A 16,114-nucleotide genomic window follows, 5' to 3' on the forward strand; every position below is an offset into this window, starting at 1 on the left:
CCACCGCCATCACCAGTCCGAGCAGGACCGCGCTCGCCGCGCCGCGTGCAGCGCCGCGCCGTCGATCAGATCGGGCAGTCCTTGGGCCTCCTGCTCTCTCCGCTTCAGGTCGGCACACTCCCTCTGAAGACTCACATCGGCGCGTAGCGTGAGCGCAGCACCGCGTAGATCCCGTAGAGCACCAGTCCGGCGCCGATGACGGCGAGGATGACCCCGCCGGCCGGCAGTGCGGCCATGGACTGCAGGGCGCCGTCGAGGCCGGTGGCCTTCTCCGGGTCCGCCCCGATCGCCGCCCATCCGAACATCAGGCCCACACCCAGCAGGGCGAGGCCCTTGGCGAGGTAGCCGAGCACGCCGGTGACGACGATCGCGCGAGCCGTGGTCTGTCCGCTCGGCACCCTCAGATCGTCCTCGAAGCCGCGGCTCGCGCCCTTGAACACGTGGTAGCAGCCGATGCCGATCACCACCAGGCCCACCACCACGACCGCGATGCGGCCCGCGGCGCTGCCCATCAGCCCGGCGGTGAGCTCGGAGGTCTGCTGGCCGGAGTCGCTGCCGGACCCGGCCGCGAAGCGCAGGGAGGTCACCGCGAGCGCGCCGTAGACGACCGCCTTGCCGAGGGTCTTCACGACGTGGGCGAGGCGGTCCTTCGTCCCGTGCGTCCAGCGCGCGCCGAACCAGGTCTCGGCCAGGTGCCACAGCACGAGCGCCGACATGGCGAGGCCGCCGATCCAGAGCAGGATGTTCCCGCCCGGGGCGGAGGCGACCGTGCGCAGGGCGCCGCTCTGATCCGCCTCCTGCGAGGAGCCGCCGAGCGCCATCCGCAGGGTGATCCCCCCGATCAGGATGTGCACGAGGCCGCTCATCACGAAACCGCCGCGGGCGATGTTCTCGAAGACCGGGTGCTCCGCCATGTCCTCGGCGGTGCGTCCGACGTTCTCCGCGCCGTCACGGGCGCTCTGCAGGGATGCCATGGGGGCATCGTAGAGCGGCGGAGAGCCGCCCGACGACCGTGCAGCTCCTGCTGCGGGGCGCGGGAGCTCAGCCGGGACTGCGCGCCGCCATCCTCTGTCGTGTCTCCTCGTCCGCAGGGACGAACGTCTCCAGATGCAGTGCATCGAGGGTCACGTCCGTCGGCCCGTCGAGCCGACCGGCCACGCTGAAGAAGCGCAGGAGGCCGTCCCGCGTCTCCAGCTCGAGCACGACCACCGGGCCCTGCGCCGCGCCCGACCCGGTGCCGCCGGGGTAGGTGAGGAGCTCATCGTGCAGCGCCTGCAGCACAGCATCCCCTCCGGTGCGCTCCAGCCGGTGGGCGAGCTGATCCATCAGGTGGCTGCGCCAGATGGCCAGATTGCGGATCCGCGGCGCCAGGCCCCGGGGATGCAGCGCAAGACGCAGCACGTTGATCGGTGGCTCGAGCAGCGTGGGATCGCAGCCCGCGAGGAGCGCCTCCATGGAATTGTTCGCATCGATCAGGTCCCAGTGGTCGTCCAGCAGCAGCGCGGGCCAGGGGGCGTGGGCGTCGAGCAGGGCGCGCAGCCCGTCCATGACGGTGGAGAGGTCCTGGTCCTCGAGCGCGCGCTGCGGGTGCTGCGGCGCATAGCCGCCGCTGAGCAGGAGCTGGTTCTGCGCGCCCAGCGGGACGTCGAGCTCGTCGGCGAGCTTCAGGATCATCTCCGGGGTGGGCCGTGACCGGCCGTTCTCGACATAGCTGAGATGCCGGGTGCTGACCTCCGCCCGGGAGGCCAGGGCGAGCTGGCTGAGCGCTCGGTGCTCACGCCATCGACGCAGCTCGGCCCCCACGCCCTCGCGGGATGCGGTGCGGGTCATGGGAGGAGCCTATCCGGGCATGACCTCCGACGTCATGGTCAGGGCGGCCCCGGAGCAGGAAGAGTACGAGCACACCGCCCCGTGGAGAGGCACGGGCCCTCGGAAGGATGCCCCATGAAAGCCCACAACTCCCCGGCATACGCGATCGCGATGCTCCACGACGTCCGCGTCACCGACGAGCTGCTCGCCTACATGGAGGCGGTCGAGCAGACCATGCAGCCCTTCGGTGGGCGCTGGATCAGCCACGGCCGCTCCCCGGAGCTGCTCGAGGGCAGCCGCCACGAGGACATCGTCATCATCGGCTTCCCGGACCTCGACGCGGCCCGGGCCTGGTACCGCTCGTCCGCCTATCAGGACCTGGTGCCGCTGCGGACCCGACATAGCCGCTCCACCGTGGTCCTCCTCGAAGGGGTCGGGGAGGGCTACACCAGCTCGAGCACGGTCGAGAGCCTGCGCGCCGCGGCATCGCCCTGAGCACCCCTCACCGCGTCCGCACCTGCACGACCACCTCCGCGTCGTAGTTCTGCGAGGAGCGCAGGGTGCCGCGGTACCAGGCGAGCACCTCGCGGCCGGAGTCGACGGGCACCGCGATCGGGCGGACGTTGTCCACCGTCGAGTCCTCGGTGACGGGGGTCCAGGTCCAGCTCCCGCCGCCGTCGGCGGTGATGCCGTGGAAGATCTCGTGGTGGGCGAGGGCGGCCCCGGTGCGGGGATCGACGGAGGTGGAGATCCACAGCGCGTCCGGGTCCTCGGGGTCGACGCTGGCCAGGCCCGTGTAGTCCTCCTCGTGGGGGAACAGCTGCGGGCCGGCCGTGGCGAGCTCGTGCACCTGCCACTGCGACTGCCCCGGGGCGAGCACGGCTCGGAAGAAGCGGTGGTCGATCGGATCGGTCTCGTGGCGGCTGGTGGCCGTCCCGAGGGTGTCATCGGCCCGGGCGGTCATGAGGGCGACGAGCGTGCCCTCGGCGAAGCGGCGCAGATCCGTGGTCCAGGCATGGGTCATCACCGCGCCGTCCCAGGTGGAGCCGTTGCCGAGCACCAGGGTGAGGTCCTCGGCGCGGGGGGTGGGGTCGGTGAGGCCGCGGCCCAGCGGCCCGACGGCGGTGCCGTCGGCGCGGTGGAGCCGCCCGTCGGCGAGATAGCCGTGCCAGATCGAGGTGCCATGGTCGCGCGGGTGATGCTCGGTGATGATCAGGTCGATGCGGTCCTCGGTGCCCAGGTGGGTCCCGGAGGCGTAGCGGGCGTAGCCGTTGACGTAGCCGATCTTCTCGCGGGTCAGGAGGCGGCCGCCGAACTGCCAGGTCTCGCCGTCGTCGTGGGAGATGAGATAGCAGGGGTCGTCGTTGATCGCGCGGACGAAGCAGTGCAGCACCCCGTCGAGCCGGTGCACGTTCTGGTAGGTGACGCCCCGTGCGCCGCCCAGCGCCGCGGCCTGCTGCTCGGTCTCGAACAGCCCGGTCCAGTCGAAGGAGTGCTCCGGGCCCCAGCGGGTGGGGTCGTCGACCTCGCTGAGCCGCCAGCGGGTGAGGTCGTCACTCTTGTGGCGGCTGTAGACGGCGAGCCAGCGGCCGTCGGCCCGTCGCCACAGGGCCGGGTTGTCGTGGTCATCGGACTCCAGGCCCGCGTGGAGGACGATCGTCGCCGCCGCGCCCTGCTCTCCGAGCCGGTCGAGGTCCACGACGTGCAGGTCGACGTCCCCGCCGCGGCTGTCCCCGTCGGCCCCGCCGGTGGAGGCGACGGCGCCCAGCAGGAGGGTGCCGGTCGCCGGATCGACCAGGCCGCGCTCGTCCTGGAACCAGCACCAGCCGCCGTTGGAGGTGATCGCGGCGGTGCGGGCACCGGTGGCCGGGTCGATGCTCGCCCCGGCCGCCGTCCCGGCGGTGCCCGCGCTCGGGCGGGCCGACGGGATGCCGTCGGCCTCGCGCACCGCGGCGAGCGCGGGGGCCGCCTCGGAGGCCAGATCGGCCCAGATGCACTCGATGGAGACGGCGCCGCGGTAGCCGCCCTCGCGCAGCGAGGCGAGGAAGGCGCGCAGCGGCCAGTCGCCCTGGCCGGGCGGGCGGCGACCGGAGTCCGCGATGTGCGCATGGGCGACCCAGCCGGCGTGCTCGCGGACCACCTCGAGGCTCTCGTCCTCGAGCATGATGTGGAAGAGGTCCGCGACCACACGCATGCTCGAGAGCTCGTGCTCCTCCAGGAACTCGACCGCCTCGGCGATGCTGTTGATCTGGTCGGTCTCCCCTTGGTGGAGCGGTTCGAGGATCGCCTCCAGTCCGTGCTCGGCGGCCAGGTCGCGCGCGCGGCGCACGCTGCGGGCGAGCTGGGCCCGGGCGGCGGCGGGATCGACGCCTGCGGGGGTCCGACGGGACGCACCGCTGCCGAGGACCACGGTCGCGCCCGGCCGTGCCCGGCGCGCCGCGGCCGCCATGACACGCCGCAGGTGTTCGGCGATGCGGTCCTGGTCGGCGGCGGGATCGGAGAGCCCCAGATCGGCCGGGCAGATCACCGCGAAGGACGGTGCGGGCTGCCAGGCGTCGGTCAGCGGCGCCTCCTGCCAGGCGCCGTCGGCGTCCTGGACCAGGAGGTTGCCGAGCACCGTCGGTTCGACGTAGTCGGCGCCGGCGGCGTAGGCGGCGGCGGTGCCGGCGCGGTCGGTGAGGATGCCGTGCTCCATGCTCAGAGCTCCTTCATCAGGGCGGCCAGACGGTCGCGGGATGCGGCGGCCTGGGGCAGGCCCACCTTGTTCAGGTGCCCGTGGGTGACGCCGCGGCGCACCTCGTGCTCGACCTCGACCCCGGCGACGGCGAGCTGCTCGGCGTAGCGGCGGGCGCTGGTGCGCAGGTCGTCCAACTCGTCCGACTCGAGGTAGGTGCGCGGCAGCACGGACAGCTGCTCCGGGGTGGCCAGGCCCGGGAAGTCGTGGGCTGTGGCCTGCTCGAGCGGAGCACCGAGGTAGTTCTCGCTCATGCGACGCATCTTCTCGGGGGTGAAGCGGAGGTGCCCGGGGAGGTCACCGAGGGCGCGCGCCTCCTCGTCGGTGGCCTCGGGGTTCAGCGGGTGGATCACCGGGTACATGAGCAGCGAGGCGGCCGGCGCGCGGCCCTCCTCCGCCAGGCGCAGCGAGGCGGCGGCGGCGAGGTTCCCGCCGGCGCTCGCCCCGCCGAGGGCGAGGCGGCCCGGATCGATGCCGAGCTCGTCGGCGCTGGCACGGGTCCAGTCCACCGCGGCGATCACGTCATCGCACGGGATCGGGGCGCGCACGTCGAGATCCGGTGCGGTGCCGGGCAGGCGGCGGGCGGGGCTGCCGCCGGGCGGCTCGTCGCACAGCCGATAGTCCACCGAGACCACCACCGCATCGGCCCGGCCCGCGACGCCGCGGGCGGTGTGGTCGCCCTCGGGCATCTCGAGGTCGCCGTGCTGGAAGGAGCCGCCGTGGCAGAACACGAGCACCGCGCGAGGCCCGTTCGCGGGAACGATCGGGGTGTAGACCCGCACCGGGACGGGCCCGTGCGGCCCGGGCGCCTCGCGGTCCTCGATCCGCAGGTCCCAGCGCTCGGCGCGACCGTACGGGGCGTTCCAGGCGGCCTCGTCCTCCGGGGTGAGCGGGCCGTGCGCGAGGGCGCTGACGAGCGTGCGCAGGCGCCGCTCCATCTCGGTGGGGGCGGTGACTCTCATGCGTCGGTCCTCTCGGGGATGGGGGTGCGCCGACGGGTCAGGGGAGGTGGAAGTACTGCGGCAGGATCTGCTTCTGGCCGCCTCCGGGGGCGAAGTACTCGCTCATCGCCGCCTCCCAGTGCGGGCTGATGGCGGCGCGGGAGATCGCCTCCTGGGCGGCGTCGACGTCCTCGGATTCGAAGTAGCCGACGACCATGCCGTCCTCGGCACGCAGGAACAGAGAGTAGTTCCTCCACCCCGCGGCGGCAAGCGCTTGCCGCATCTCGGACCACACCTGCTCGTGCGCGGCGACGTACTCGGCGAGCTTCTCGGGGCGCACGTGCAGCAGGAAGCAGCAGCGCTGGGAGCTGCGGGCGGGGCTGGTGGCGAGCAGGTGGTCGAGCTCAGGGGTGCTCATGCGGGGCTCCTGGGGGTCGGGGCGCTGTCGGCGGTCTCGAGATGCTCACCGATCAGCGCCAGGTTCTGGATCGCGGCGAGCCCGTACTGGGCGGCGTCGTTGGTGGAGACGAAGGGCGCTTCGTCGACCGGCTCGAGCACCGTGGGGCCGTCGATCCGGGTGCGGTGCCAGTCCCTCTCCCCCACCAGGGCGTTGACGTTCAGCTGATCGCCGAGGCCCACGAAGAACGCGTCCCAGGCGCGGTGGGCGAGACCCCGGTCCCCGCGGTGGGCGGCAGCGACGGCGAGCAGCCTGCTGTAGGCCGGGACCAGCGAGATCCCGGTCAGCGGGGCACCGAACCGTTCGGCCTGCTCCTCGGGGGTGGCGAGGTAGCAGCGGCAGTACTCGAGCCAGGCCTGCTCGAACGCCGGGTCCTGCACCAGGTCGATCGCCTCGGTGACGATCTCGACCAGCCCGAACACGGCTGCGAGGTGGGAGACCTGCACCCGGTCGCGGGAGGTGTCGAAGCGGCGGGTCTCCAGGTCCCACAGGGCCTCACCCGTGAAGAACCCCTGCGGGAGGTCGCCGATGCCGGCGAGCGCGCCGCGCACCTTGTCCTCCGCCTCGGCGTCCCCGTGCCGCTCCCAGGCGGTGATCCAGGCGGCGAGCAGGGCGCCGAGGTCGGTGCCGAGCCCGATCGCCAGCGCGCGGGGATCCGGCGAGTACACGTCGCCGCGCACCTTCCGGGTCGCATCGACCGCGAGCAGGGCATGCTCGGAGGCGGCGATCTCGTCGAGCAGCTCACCGGTGCGCTCATCCGCCGTGAGGAAGTAGAAGACCCGGCGGTACTGGGCGCCGGAGATCCGCAGCTGCTTGGCGCTGCAGCCGAAGTGCTGGACGTTGTGCCGCGTGCCGAGGCCCGCGAAGCGGCCCGAGTGGTAGACGTCGACCTCGCCGGTATGGCGGGTCATCGCCTCGGCGAGGCGGAAGGCATCGGCCGAGCCGCTGCGCAGCGCATCGAGCCAGAGCCACAGGTCCGGGGACAGCTCCGAGTTGTCCCAGGCGTACCCGCCCACGTCGTACCGCCAGGTGTGCCGGTCCGCGTCGTAGGCGTGCATGACGTCGCCGTAGTCCCAGAACCCGTACCAGCCACGCTGGTCGACCTGATCGCGGTAGAACTCCCGCAGCCACACCAGGCGGTCCTCGATCGCCGCGCGCTGCGGGGTCGAGCGGTCCACCACGTCCCAGGTGCCCAGCACCCCGGCGGCGCGGAGCCTCTCCGGCCTCGCCAGCAGCTGAGGGGGCAGGGCACTGGTCCCGGCGAGGTCCGCGAGCTCCTCGGGGCGCGGCGTGGCGGCGAAGGCGTCGATCACCAGCTCATGGGTGCGGGCGATGCCGCGGGCGTCGCCGTAGCCGGGCTCGTAGTCCTCATAGGTGATCTCGAGCGCCTCGAGCTGGTCCTCGTAGGTGTCCTGGCCGAGACCGTCGTGATAGAAGCGCAGATCCATGGGCTCGGCCGACGGGGCATGCATCCACACCGTGACCGCGCCGCGGTCGGTCGCGGCGCCGGTGACGTCGAGCTGGGTGGGCACGAGCTTCCAGAAGTCCCGCAGACCGACCCCGATCCCTCCGGCCGTGTCGCCGAGGTAGGCGTAGCCGCGGCTGCGGGTGCCGCCGCCCGCGGTGATCCACGGCCGGTCCGTCGCGGTGCGTTTGGCTAGGGTGTAGCCCTGGGCGCTGAGCTGGCGCAGCGTCCAGTCGTTCCAGGTGGGGATCAGGTGCAGCCGGTCGGAGACGGCACGTGCCCACGTCTCGATCGGTGGTGTGGGACGGCCCGCGATCTGCGCCTCGCGCACCTCCGCGCCCGGATCGCGCCGCAGCCCGGTCAGGCCCCGCACCGCCTCGGTGAGGAAGCCTCCCTCGGAGCCCGCGATCCGCACATGGCGGTCGTGCGCGGCCGAGCGCAGCGGCACCTCGAGGCGCAGCCCCAGCGAGGTGAGGAACAGCGACTCGGGGTCCGCGTCCCACACCAGGGAGTGCACGGCCCGCAGCCGCCGGGACCCCGCCGTCGCGTACAGGCGCAGCACGAACGGCAGCACCCGGCCGCCCGCGACCTCGTGGTGGCCCTCGAGGCGCAGCACGACCTGCTGGGCTCCCTGGCGTTCGATCCGCACCGCGGTGGTGCGCACCCGATGCTCCCGGCGGCTCGCGCCCGAGTCCGGAGACGGTGCCGACGAGGCGACCAGTCGTCCGTCCTGCCCGACCAGGCGCCCCTCGATCTCGAGGCTGCGCAGCGGCGCAGCGTCGTGCGGGGCGATCACTGCCCTCAGCGCTCCGGTGTCCACGAGCATCGAGCCGTCGGCCTGCTCGGTCAGGTCGACCCCGGTGCCCGCCCGGGGCGCCGCCGCTCCGTCGAGGCCGTCGGCCCCCTCGGCGGGCACCAGATGGGCGTCGCCTGCCGGCGCGAGCCCGGCGTGCCCCGTCCACTTCACCGACCCGTCCGGCCAGCGCGCCGTGACCCAGGTGTCCACCGGTGCCGCTCCCCCGTCGTGCACGAGCTCGAAGGCCGGCGGCTCGGGCAGCACGCCCCGCGGCCAGGGCACCCCGAACTGGGTGGGCACGGCGGCGGTGGCCTCGCGCGGTTCGAGCACGCGCAGCGGGGTGGCGGGGATCGGCGCCGCGGCGTCCGACGGAGGATAGGGCATGGGGTCTCTCTGACGTGGTGGAAGGGGACTGGCACACCGGCCGAGCGCCGAGGCGCGACCGGCCGGCGTGCAGGTCAGCCGCGTTCGTGCCCGCGCACGGGCTCGTTCTTCGGTGCTGGGGTGGTGTAGCGCAGCGCAGGCGCCGCAGGGGTCTCCATCCCCTCCCCGAGGAAGTACGAGGTGTGCGGAGGCTGGTTGTAGGCCACGTGCTGCCCGGCGATCGCCAGACGGTACTGCGGGTCGGACATCAGGGTGCGCAACCGGTGCTCGGTCAGGTCGGTGGTGGTGAAGATCCGCAGAGCGGTCGAGTCCTCGGTGCGGACCACGAGCTCCTCGCGCCAGTCGCCGAGCAGGTCGGCCTGCAGGGCCGGGTTGCCCTTGGTGTCGTTGTTGCTCGCGGTGCCCTCGGCCCGGAAGATCGCCACGGGCCGCTCGTTCTCGTAGTCCCACCTCGAGATGGTCGGGACCCCGGTGCGCGGGCCGTCGTCGAACTCGTGATCGACGATCTCGCTGAGCAGGTCGCCGTCCCAGAGCATCACGAAGTTCGCTGCCGGGATCTCGGTCGAGATGAGCTCGCCCTGCGCGGAGCGCAGCGAGCCGACCGGGGAGTTCCACTCGGCGTCGTCGCCGACGTTCCAGCCCTCCGCGCCCTCGTACCGGGGGTCGATGTCCGCCATCGCCCCGCGCCCGGTGTCCCTGGCCGCAGGCACGCCCCAGAGCACCTCACCGGTGGCGGCGTCACGGAAGGTCGCACCGAGGCCGCCGCTCTGGCTCATCGACTCGTGGACCGAGAAGACCTCCAGACCCGGCCTCGAGGGGTCGAAATCGCTCACGTGCTGCGCGTCGCCGTGGCCCAGGCCCGTGGAGTACAGGCCGGTGCCGTCGTCGTCGATGGTCGCGGAGCCGTAGACGATCTCGTCCCTCTGGTCTCCGTCGACGTCCGCGACGGTGAGGCCGTGGTTGCCCTGGCCGGCGTAGCCCTCGTCGCCGGGGTCGTCGGAGTCGAAGAGCCAGCGCTCGCTGAGGCGCTCGCCGTCGAAGTCCACGGCCCAGAGCGTCGCCCGGGTGTAGTAGCCGCGCGCGAACACGGCCGACGGGTGCTCCCCGTCGAGATACGCGGTCGCGGAGAGGAAGCGGTCCACGCGGTTGCCGTAGCCGTCGCCCCAGTCCGAGACCGTGCCTCGCGGGACGCCGTAGTCGATGGTGTCGATCGCGGCTCCGGTCTCCCCGTCGAAGACGGTGAGGAACTCGGGACCGTCCAGCACGTATCCCTCCGCGTTGCGGTGGTCGGCGTCGGGATCTCCGATCACGGTGCCCTCGGCGTCGATCGTGCCGTCGGCCGTCTTGACGATCAGTTCCGCCTTCCCGTCGGAGTCGAAGTCGTAGAGCTGCGGCTGGGAGTAGTGGGCGCCGGCGCGGATGTTCACGCCCAGGTCGATGCGCCACAGCTGTTCCCCGTCGAGCTCATAGGCGTCGAGATACACGGTCCCCGTGGCGCCGGGGCGGGAGTTGTCCTGGGAGTTGCTCGGGTCCCACTTGACGACCAGCTCGAGCTCTCCGTCGCCGTCGACATCCGCGGTGAGGGTGTCGTTGGCGCGGTAGGTCTGCGCGGTGCCGTCGACGGCGAGGAAGTCCGCGGGCTTGTCCAGCGGCACGTCGAGGTGGCTCTGCGCCCACGGCGCGAACGTCTCGCTCACCCACACCAGGTTCCTGCCGCGGGGGGACTGCTGACCGGAGTCCGGGCTCGCGTTCCCGCCGACCCGCGCGATGCGGTACGTCGAGTCCGCCGTACCGCCTGCGTCCAGGTGATTGGTCGAATCGGTGATCGGCTCCGGGGTGATCCGCTCTCCGTCGCGGAACAGGACGAACTGCGTGTCCATCGACTCGTCCCCCAGCAGGCGCCAGGAGAGGAAGACGCCGTCGTCGGTGACCGCAGCGACGGCGCCGCGGTCCAGGCGTTCGGCGTCGCGCTGCAGCGCCGTCCCCGAGTTCGGCGCTGCGACCGCCGGGGACGCGGTCTCCACGACCGCGATGCCGGCGCCCCCGAGGGCGAGCGGGATCGCGAGCAGCAGCGACGCCGGGCGGTGCAGGACCCGGGACCAGCCCGCGCCGGAGGGAACTGGGGCCAGGGAGGAGGTCGGGGACGAAGGTGCAGGGGACGAGGGTGCAGGGGACGTCGGGTGCATCGTTGCTCCGTTCGGGGGGCGCTGCATCGGGCGGGTGCCGAAGAGGTGGATCCGGCCGACGCACGGCGGAACCGGTTCGTGAGGTCAGCCCTTGACGGAGCCGATCATCACGCCCTTGGCGAAGTGCTTCTGGAGGAAGGGGTAGACGAGCATGATCGGCAGGGTCGCGATGACGATCACCGCGAACTTCAGGCCCTCCTTGGGCGGCACATAGTTGGGGTCGAGGTTGCCGAGGGTGGTGGAGGGATCGCTCGAGATGGTCACCTGGCGCACGAACATCTGCAGGGTCCACTTCGAGCTGTCGGAGATGTACAGCAGCGGCGACATGAAGTCGTTCCACAGCCCCACCGCGTAGAACAGCGAGAACGTCGCGATCACCGGCTTGGACAGCGGGAGCATGATCCGCCAGAAGGTCGTGAACTCGTTCGCTCCGTCGATCTCCGCGGCCTCGCGCAGCTCGTGCGGGAGCTGCTGGAAGAAGGTGCGGATCACGATGAGGTTGAAGGGGTTGATCGCCATCGGCAGGATCAGCGCCCAGTAGGAGTCCAGCAGTCCCAGCTCTTTGACCACGAGGAACAGCGGGATCATGCCCCCGGAGAAGAGCATCGCGAAGAGCACCAGGCGCATGATCAGACCACGGCCCACGAGGTTCGGGTCCGAGAGCGGGTAGGCCATCAGCATCGTCAGCGTGATCTGCACCAGCGTGCCCACCGCGGTCACACCGACGGTCACCGCCAGGGAGCGCAGGAAGGTGTCGGTCGAGAAGATGTAGCGGTAGGTCTCCAGGGTCGGGGTGTCCGGCCACAGGAAGAACGGGCGCGCGGCGATCTCGGACTCGGTCGCGAAGGAGGCGGCGAGCACGTAGAGGAACGGCAGGATCGTTATCGCCGCGAATCCGAGCAGCAGCGCGATGTTGACCCCGTCGAAGACCTTGTCCCGCCGGGTGTCGTACTTGATGGGCATGGCAGGGCTCCTAGAACAGTGAGGACTCGGTGAACTTCTTCGCGAGCCAGTTCGCGCCGAGGATCAGGACGAGGCCGACGAGGGACTTGAACAGCCCGATCGCCGTCGAATAGCTGTAGGCGCCGTTGGTGATGCCCATGAAGTAGACGTAGGTGTCGAACACGTCCGCCACCTCGCGGTTCAGCGAGTTGGTGAGCATGTAGATCTGCTCGAACCCGGTGTCCAGGAAGTTCCCGATGTTGAGGATCAGCATGATGATCACGGTCGGGATGATCGCGGGGATGGTGACGTGGCGCAGCTGCTGGAAGCGTCCGGCGCCGTCGATCATCGCCGCTTCGTACTGCTGCTTGTCCACGCCCGCGAGAGCGGCGAGGTAGATGATCGTGCCCCAGCCGGTGCCCTTCCACAGGGTCTGGGCCATGATCAGCGGTCGGAACCAGTCCGGGTCCGCGAGGAAGTTGACCCGCCCGCCGAAGAGGTCGTTGAACAGGACCGTGATCGGTCCGATGTCCAGGGCGAACAGCAGATAGGTCAGGCCCGAGACGATCGCCCAGGACAGGAAGTGGGGGATGTAGATCGCGGTCTGGATGAACTTCTTGAGCATCTGCTTGCGCAGCTCGTTGAGCATCAGCGCGACGATGATCGGCGCCGGGAAGGCGATCACGATGTTCAGGAACGCCAGGATCAGCGTGTTGCTCAGCAGGCGCCCGAAGTCCGGGCCGCTGAAGAGCCTCTCGAAGTGGTCCCATCCCACCCACGGGCTGCCCTGCATGCCCAGGAAGGGCAGGTAGTCCTGGAAGGCGATCGTGATCCCGTACATCGGGGCGTACTTGAACACCGCGAAGTAGACCACGCCCGGCAGGAGCATCAGATAGAGCATCGGGGAGCGGCGCAGGCGCTTCAGGAGGCTGCGCCGCCGTCGGGTGCTGCTCGCCCCGGGCGCCGGCTGCTCCTCGACCTCCAGGGGCACGGGCGGGGCACCGCCGGCGCTGTTCGTCATGACCATTCTCGCTCCGTCCTCGTGGTGAGGGCGGGGGCGCGTCGTGCGGCGACGCGCCCCCACCGGCCGATCATCAGTTCGCGCCCTGCTGGTACAGCTCGTTCATCTCGTCGACCACCTGCTGGCCGCCGCTGCTGGTCCAGCGCTCGAGCTCGGAGGTCAGCCCCGCTTCGTCGATCTGTCCCGCGAGGTACTTCAGCCGGGCATCGACCACGATCTGGTCGAGGATCGCGCCGTTCTGGAGGTAGGACTCGGACATGTACGCCGCGCCGGGGTTGAACACCGCGCTGTCCATGTCCGCCTCGTGGACGGTGAGGCGCTTCTCGTCGAGCGCCGCCTCCGCCTCCCCCTCGGGCTTGGCCGGCAGGCCCAGGTAGCCGTTGGACTGGCTGCCGATCTGCGCGAAGGCCGAGACGTCGCTCTGGACGAGCGAGGCCTCCTCGCTCTCGATCGCGACCGACTGCTCACCGTCGACCTCGTAGTTGACCCCCTCGATGCCGTTGTTCAGCAGGCGCTGACCCTCCTCGGAGGAGAGCGCGTCCAGGGCGGTGAGCACGGTGGCGAGCTGCGCGTCGCCGGGGACCGCGGCCTTGGGGATGGAGAGGTAGCCGGAGTAGCCGGGGGTGGGCAGCGACCACTGGGTGCCATCGGGACCCGTCAGGTTCCCGACCAAGGTGACCTTGTCGGCGTACGCCTCGGAGTCCGCATCCTTGAACAGGCCCAGGAGCTGCAGGGCCCGCGAGGAGACGTCGGCGATCAGACCGCCCTGGCCGGTGAAGAAGGGCTCGTTCCAGGTGGCGGCGTCCATGGTCGCGAAGTCGGCGTTGACGTGCCCGGCCTCGACCATCTGGCGCATCGTGCGGTTCGCCTCGACGAACTCGGGGGCGAGGAAGGCCGGGGACAGGGTGCCACCCTCGTCCTTCCAGACGTTCGCGGTGCCGTGCCAGGTCTCCCAGAGGTCATAGGGGCCGTTGTTCCCATAGCCGTTCCAGGCGGGGATGATCAGGCCGGTCGTGGTCGAGCCGTCCCCGGCGGGGTCCTCCTCGGTGAAGGCGCGCGCGATCTCCATGAGGTCCTCGGTGGTGCCGGGCTCGTCGAGGCCCAGGGCGTCCAGCCAGTCCTTGCGGATGCTGATCGCGGCGCGCATCGCATCGCGCAGGCGGAAGATGCCGTAGGTGCGGCCGTTGATGCTCGCCCCGTGCGCGACCTCCTCGTTCTCCGGGGTGAGGTTCGGGTACTCGGGGAGGATGTCGGTGAGGTCCCAGTACCCGCCCGCCTCCGCGGTCTGGGCGAACTCGGCCGTCTTGCCGGTCTGGACCATCACGTGGGGGATGCTGTCGCTGGCCATGGTCACGGTGACGCGGTCGCCGTAGCTGGAGTTGGGGACCCAGGTGATCTCCACCGGCATGCCGATCAGCTCCTCGACGGCCTGGTGGAGCTGTCCCTCGGGGTCCGGGGCGGTGTCGGAGAGCAGCGGCGCCATGATCCGCAGCGTGGTGATCTCGGTGTCGGCGTCGGCGGATCCGCCGCTGCCTCCGCAGGCGGCGAGGCCGAGAGCGGTGGCGCCGGCGGCGGCACCGCCGAGGAGGGTGCGTCGAGAGAACATCCTTGTTCCTTTCTGGGGCGTCGTCGCGTCGTGCGGCGGCGCAGGTGGGGCCGTGCCGAGGGGTTCCTCGACACGTACGGCGGCTCAGGCGGTGGGAGCGATGCGTGGCCGAGGCGGGGCGACGGCGCCCCGCGACGGTCGTGCGGGGTGCCCGTCCGGCGGTCCTGCCGGTCGGGAGAGCAGGTCCTCGTTGCGGTCCAGGGACCGGTCGACGAGGTGATGGACGACCATCAGCGGAACGGCGACCCCGAGGAACGGGGCGAGTCCGGGCACGGCGAGCACGACGGCTGTCCACAGCGCGAGGACCGCCAGCATCAGCAGCGAGGTGGGTGCCTGGGCGAGGCCCAGCACGACGGACCGGCCCATCACCCGGGTGGCCGGGAGGTGGTAGCGGCGATCGAGATCGGGGATGTGCGCGAGAGCGATGAGCAGCAGCACGGCCACGAGCCACAGCACGATCTCGACGGTGGTGGGCAGCACCCCGCTGAGAGCGGCCGAGACGGCGAGCACGAGGAACAGACCGGGCAGGCCCAGGGTGACCTGGCTGCGGACGAACGAGTCCTTCCAGACCCTGGCGGTGCGCCGCCAGCGGATCGGCTCGCCGCGCTCTGCACGGGCGGCGGCGTCGAGCGCGGCCATGGTCGCCGGGGCCCAGCCCAGCACGACGCCGCCGGCGAGGGTGCCCAGCACCCAGATCCCCTGGAGCACCAGTGCACGCAGGACGAGATCCATCCCGCCCGAGAGCGCCTGCGCGGCCCGTCCCATCAGAGCGCCTCCACGAGGAGATCCGAGTACTCGGCGATCAGCGGCGCCATCTGCCGCAGCCCGATCGCGCCACCCGGTCGGGCGGCGCCGCCCAGGGAGCCGTCATCCGTCCAGCGCAGGCAGGGGATGCCGTCGATCGTGAGGTCGACGGTGCTCCCCTGCCAGGTGAGCACGAGGCGGTAGTCGCGATCCGCGTCCAGCACCGAGGGCAGCGGGTCCGGGCCCTGCGCGACGAGGTGGAAGCCGTGGCTCTTGCGGACGTTGCAGGTGTGCAGGCTGCGCTCCGAGGCCCACATGCGGCGGTAGTAGGAGAGGTGGTACGCGTCGATCGCCCCGGAGTGGTACTGCGCGTACTCGCCGGTGCGCGGCGGCAGCGCGGGGTCGTGGATGCCCTGCCCGCCGCGCCCGCGCGCCGCCCAGAAGATCATCGCGAGACCCGGTTCGCGCAGAGGCCGGAAGCCCCAGGAGATGCGCACGTCGCCCTCGTGCTCGACGGGCAGCCAGGCGACGAAGTGCTCGGCCTGCCCAGGGGTGTGCTCCGTGGCGCTCTCGAGGCGCAGTCGACCCTGCGGGAAGGAGGCGACCAGGGGGCCCTCGACGGTCCAGCCCGCGAGGTGCTCGGGGGTGGACAGAGCGCTGCGGTACAGCTCGGTGCTCATCGTCGGACCTCCTCGTCGTCCCGTCCTGAACGCCGCCGACGCGGCGGGTCCGGTGTGTGCCACGTCATCTTGAATCGTTCCAGCGGTGCCGTCAAGCACTCTCCCGAACCCGGCCCCGCCCCTCGCAGGAAGCGCTTGCCGGCACTGCTCGAGTGACCGTTCACTCCGTCGATGACCCCGCCGAGCCCCTCGCGCCCCTCGGCCTCCCCGGCCCGGCGCGGACCTGCTATCTTGGCGCGACGCTCGCACCACCATCCCTGATGCGCGCACCCTCCGCGCTGTCACTCGACAGCGTCGCGACCCTCGACGATGAACGGTCACCCGTGATCGGATCGTGATGCTGCCGAGC

At 71.5% G+C, this 16,114-nt stretch carries 13 protein-coding genes; 1 reads left to right on the plus strand and 12 read right to left on the minus strand.

Going from position 1 to position 16,114, the window contains the following annotated elements:
* Positions 1-131: 131 nt before the first annotated feature.
* Together VF289_RS04170 and VF289_RS04175 are read right to left on the minus strand one after the other, a co-directional pair.
* A complete protein-coding gene (locus VF289_RS04170) occupies positions 132-974 on the minus strand; it encodes a DUF1206 domain-containing protein (RefSeq protein ID WP_330881377.1) in 843 nt (280 codons plus the stop codon).
* Between the two features lie 67 nt (positions 975-1,041).
* Positions 1,042-1,830 (minus strand): helix-turn-helix transcriptional regulator, encoded by a 789-nt coding sequence (locus VF289_RS04175; RefSeq protein WP_330881378.1) that lies wholly within the window; start codon positions 1,828-1,830, stop codon positions 1,042-1,044.
* A 114-nt stretch (positions 1,831-1,944) separates the two neighbouring features.
* Between VF289_RS04175 and VF289_RS04180 the strand changes: the two genes are divergently transcribed.
* The gene (locus tag VF289_RS04180; RefSeq protein ID WP_330881380.1) at positions 1,945-2,304 is read left to right on the plus strand and encodes a DUF1330 domain-containing protein; all 360 of its coding nucleotides are present in this window, start codon (positions 1,945-1,947) and stop codon (positions 2,302-2,304) included.
* 7 nt (positions 2,305-2,311) lie between these two features.
* On the opposite strand, the gene VF289_RS04185 is transcribed toward VF289_RS04180, so the two are convergent.
* From VF289_RS04185 to VF289_RS04230, 10 genes are all read right to left on the minus strand, one after another.
* Complete coding sequence (locus VF289_RS04185; RefSeq protein ID WP_330881382.1) at positions 2,312-4,504, minus strand: sugar phosphate isomerase/epimerase family protein; 2,193 nt, start codon at positions 4,502-4,504, stop codon at positions 2,312-2,314.
* A gap of 2 nt (positions 4,505-4,506) precedes the next feature.
* Positions 4,507-5,505 carry an alpha/beta hydrolase gene (locus tag VF289_RS04190; protein ID WP_330881384.1) on the minus strand — a complete coding sequence of 333 codons (999 nt, stop codon included), beginning with the start codon at positions 5,503-5,505 and terminating at the stop codon, positions 4,507-4,509.
* Between the two features lie 37 nt (positions 5,506-5,542).
* A complete protein-coding gene (locus tag VF289_RS04195; protein WP_330881386.1) occupies positions 5,543-5,902 on the minus strand; it encodes an L-rhamnose mutarotase in 360 nt (119 codons plus the stop codon).
* Positions 5,899-8,586 carry a Tat pathway signal sequence domain protein gene (locus VF289_RS04200; RefSeq protein ID WP_330881388.1) on the minus strand — a complete coding sequence of 896 codons (2,688 nt, stop codon included), beginning with the start codon at positions 8,584-8,586 and terminating at the stop codon, positions 5,899-5,901. The genes VF289_RS04195 and VF289_RS04200 overlap by 4 nt, the downstream gene beginning before the upstream one ends.
* A gap of 74 nt (positions 8,587-8,660) precedes the next feature.
* Positions 8,661-10,772: a rhamnogalacturonan lyase gene (locus VF289_RS04205; protein WP_330881390.1), complete on the minus strand. Its 2,112-nt coding sequence runs from the start codon at positions 10,770-10,772 to the stop codon at positions 8,661-8,663.
* An 84-nt stretch (positions 10,773-10,856) separates the two neighbouring features.
* Positions 10,857-11,735 carry a carbohydrate ABC transporter permease gene (locus VF289_RS04210; protein WP_330881392.1) on the minus strand — a complete coding sequence of 293 codons (879 nt, stop codon included), beginning with the start codon at positions 11,733-11,735 and terminating at the stop codon, positions 10,857-10,859.
* 10 nt (positions 11,736-11,745) lie between these two features.
* Entirely contained in the window at positions 11,746-12,735 is a 990-nt protein-coding gene (locus VF289_RS04215; RefSeq protein WP_330881394.1) for a sugar ABC transporter permease, read from the minus strand.
* Positions 12,736-12,808: 73 nt separating this feature from the next.
* Complete coding sequence (locus VF289_RS04220; protein ID WP_330881396.1) at positions 12,809-14,341, minus strand: ABC transporter substrate-binding protein; 1,533 nt, start codon at positions 14,339-14,341, stop codon at positions 12,809-12,811.
* A gap of 84 nt (positions 14,342-14,425) precedes the next feature.
* Entirely contained in the window at positions 14,426-15,106 is a 681-nt protein-coding gene (locus VF289_RS04225; protein ID WP_330881398.1) for a DUF624 domain-containing protein, read from the minus strand.
* Positions 15,106-15,765, minus strand: coding sequence for a DUF1961 family protein (locus VF289_RS04230; RefSeq protein ID WP_330881400.1), 660 nt, complete (start codon positions 15,763-15,765; stop codon positions 15,106-15,108). The genes VF289_RS04225 and VF289_RS04230 overlap by 1 nt, the downstream gene beginning before the upstream one ends.
* Positions 15,766-16,114: the final 349 nt, after the last annotated feature.

Origin of the sequence: Brachybacterium sp. (assembly GCF_036379615.1) — a bacterium.
Classification (GTDB): Bacteria; Actinomycetota; Actinomycetes; order Actinomycetales; family Dermabacteraceae; genus Brachybacterium.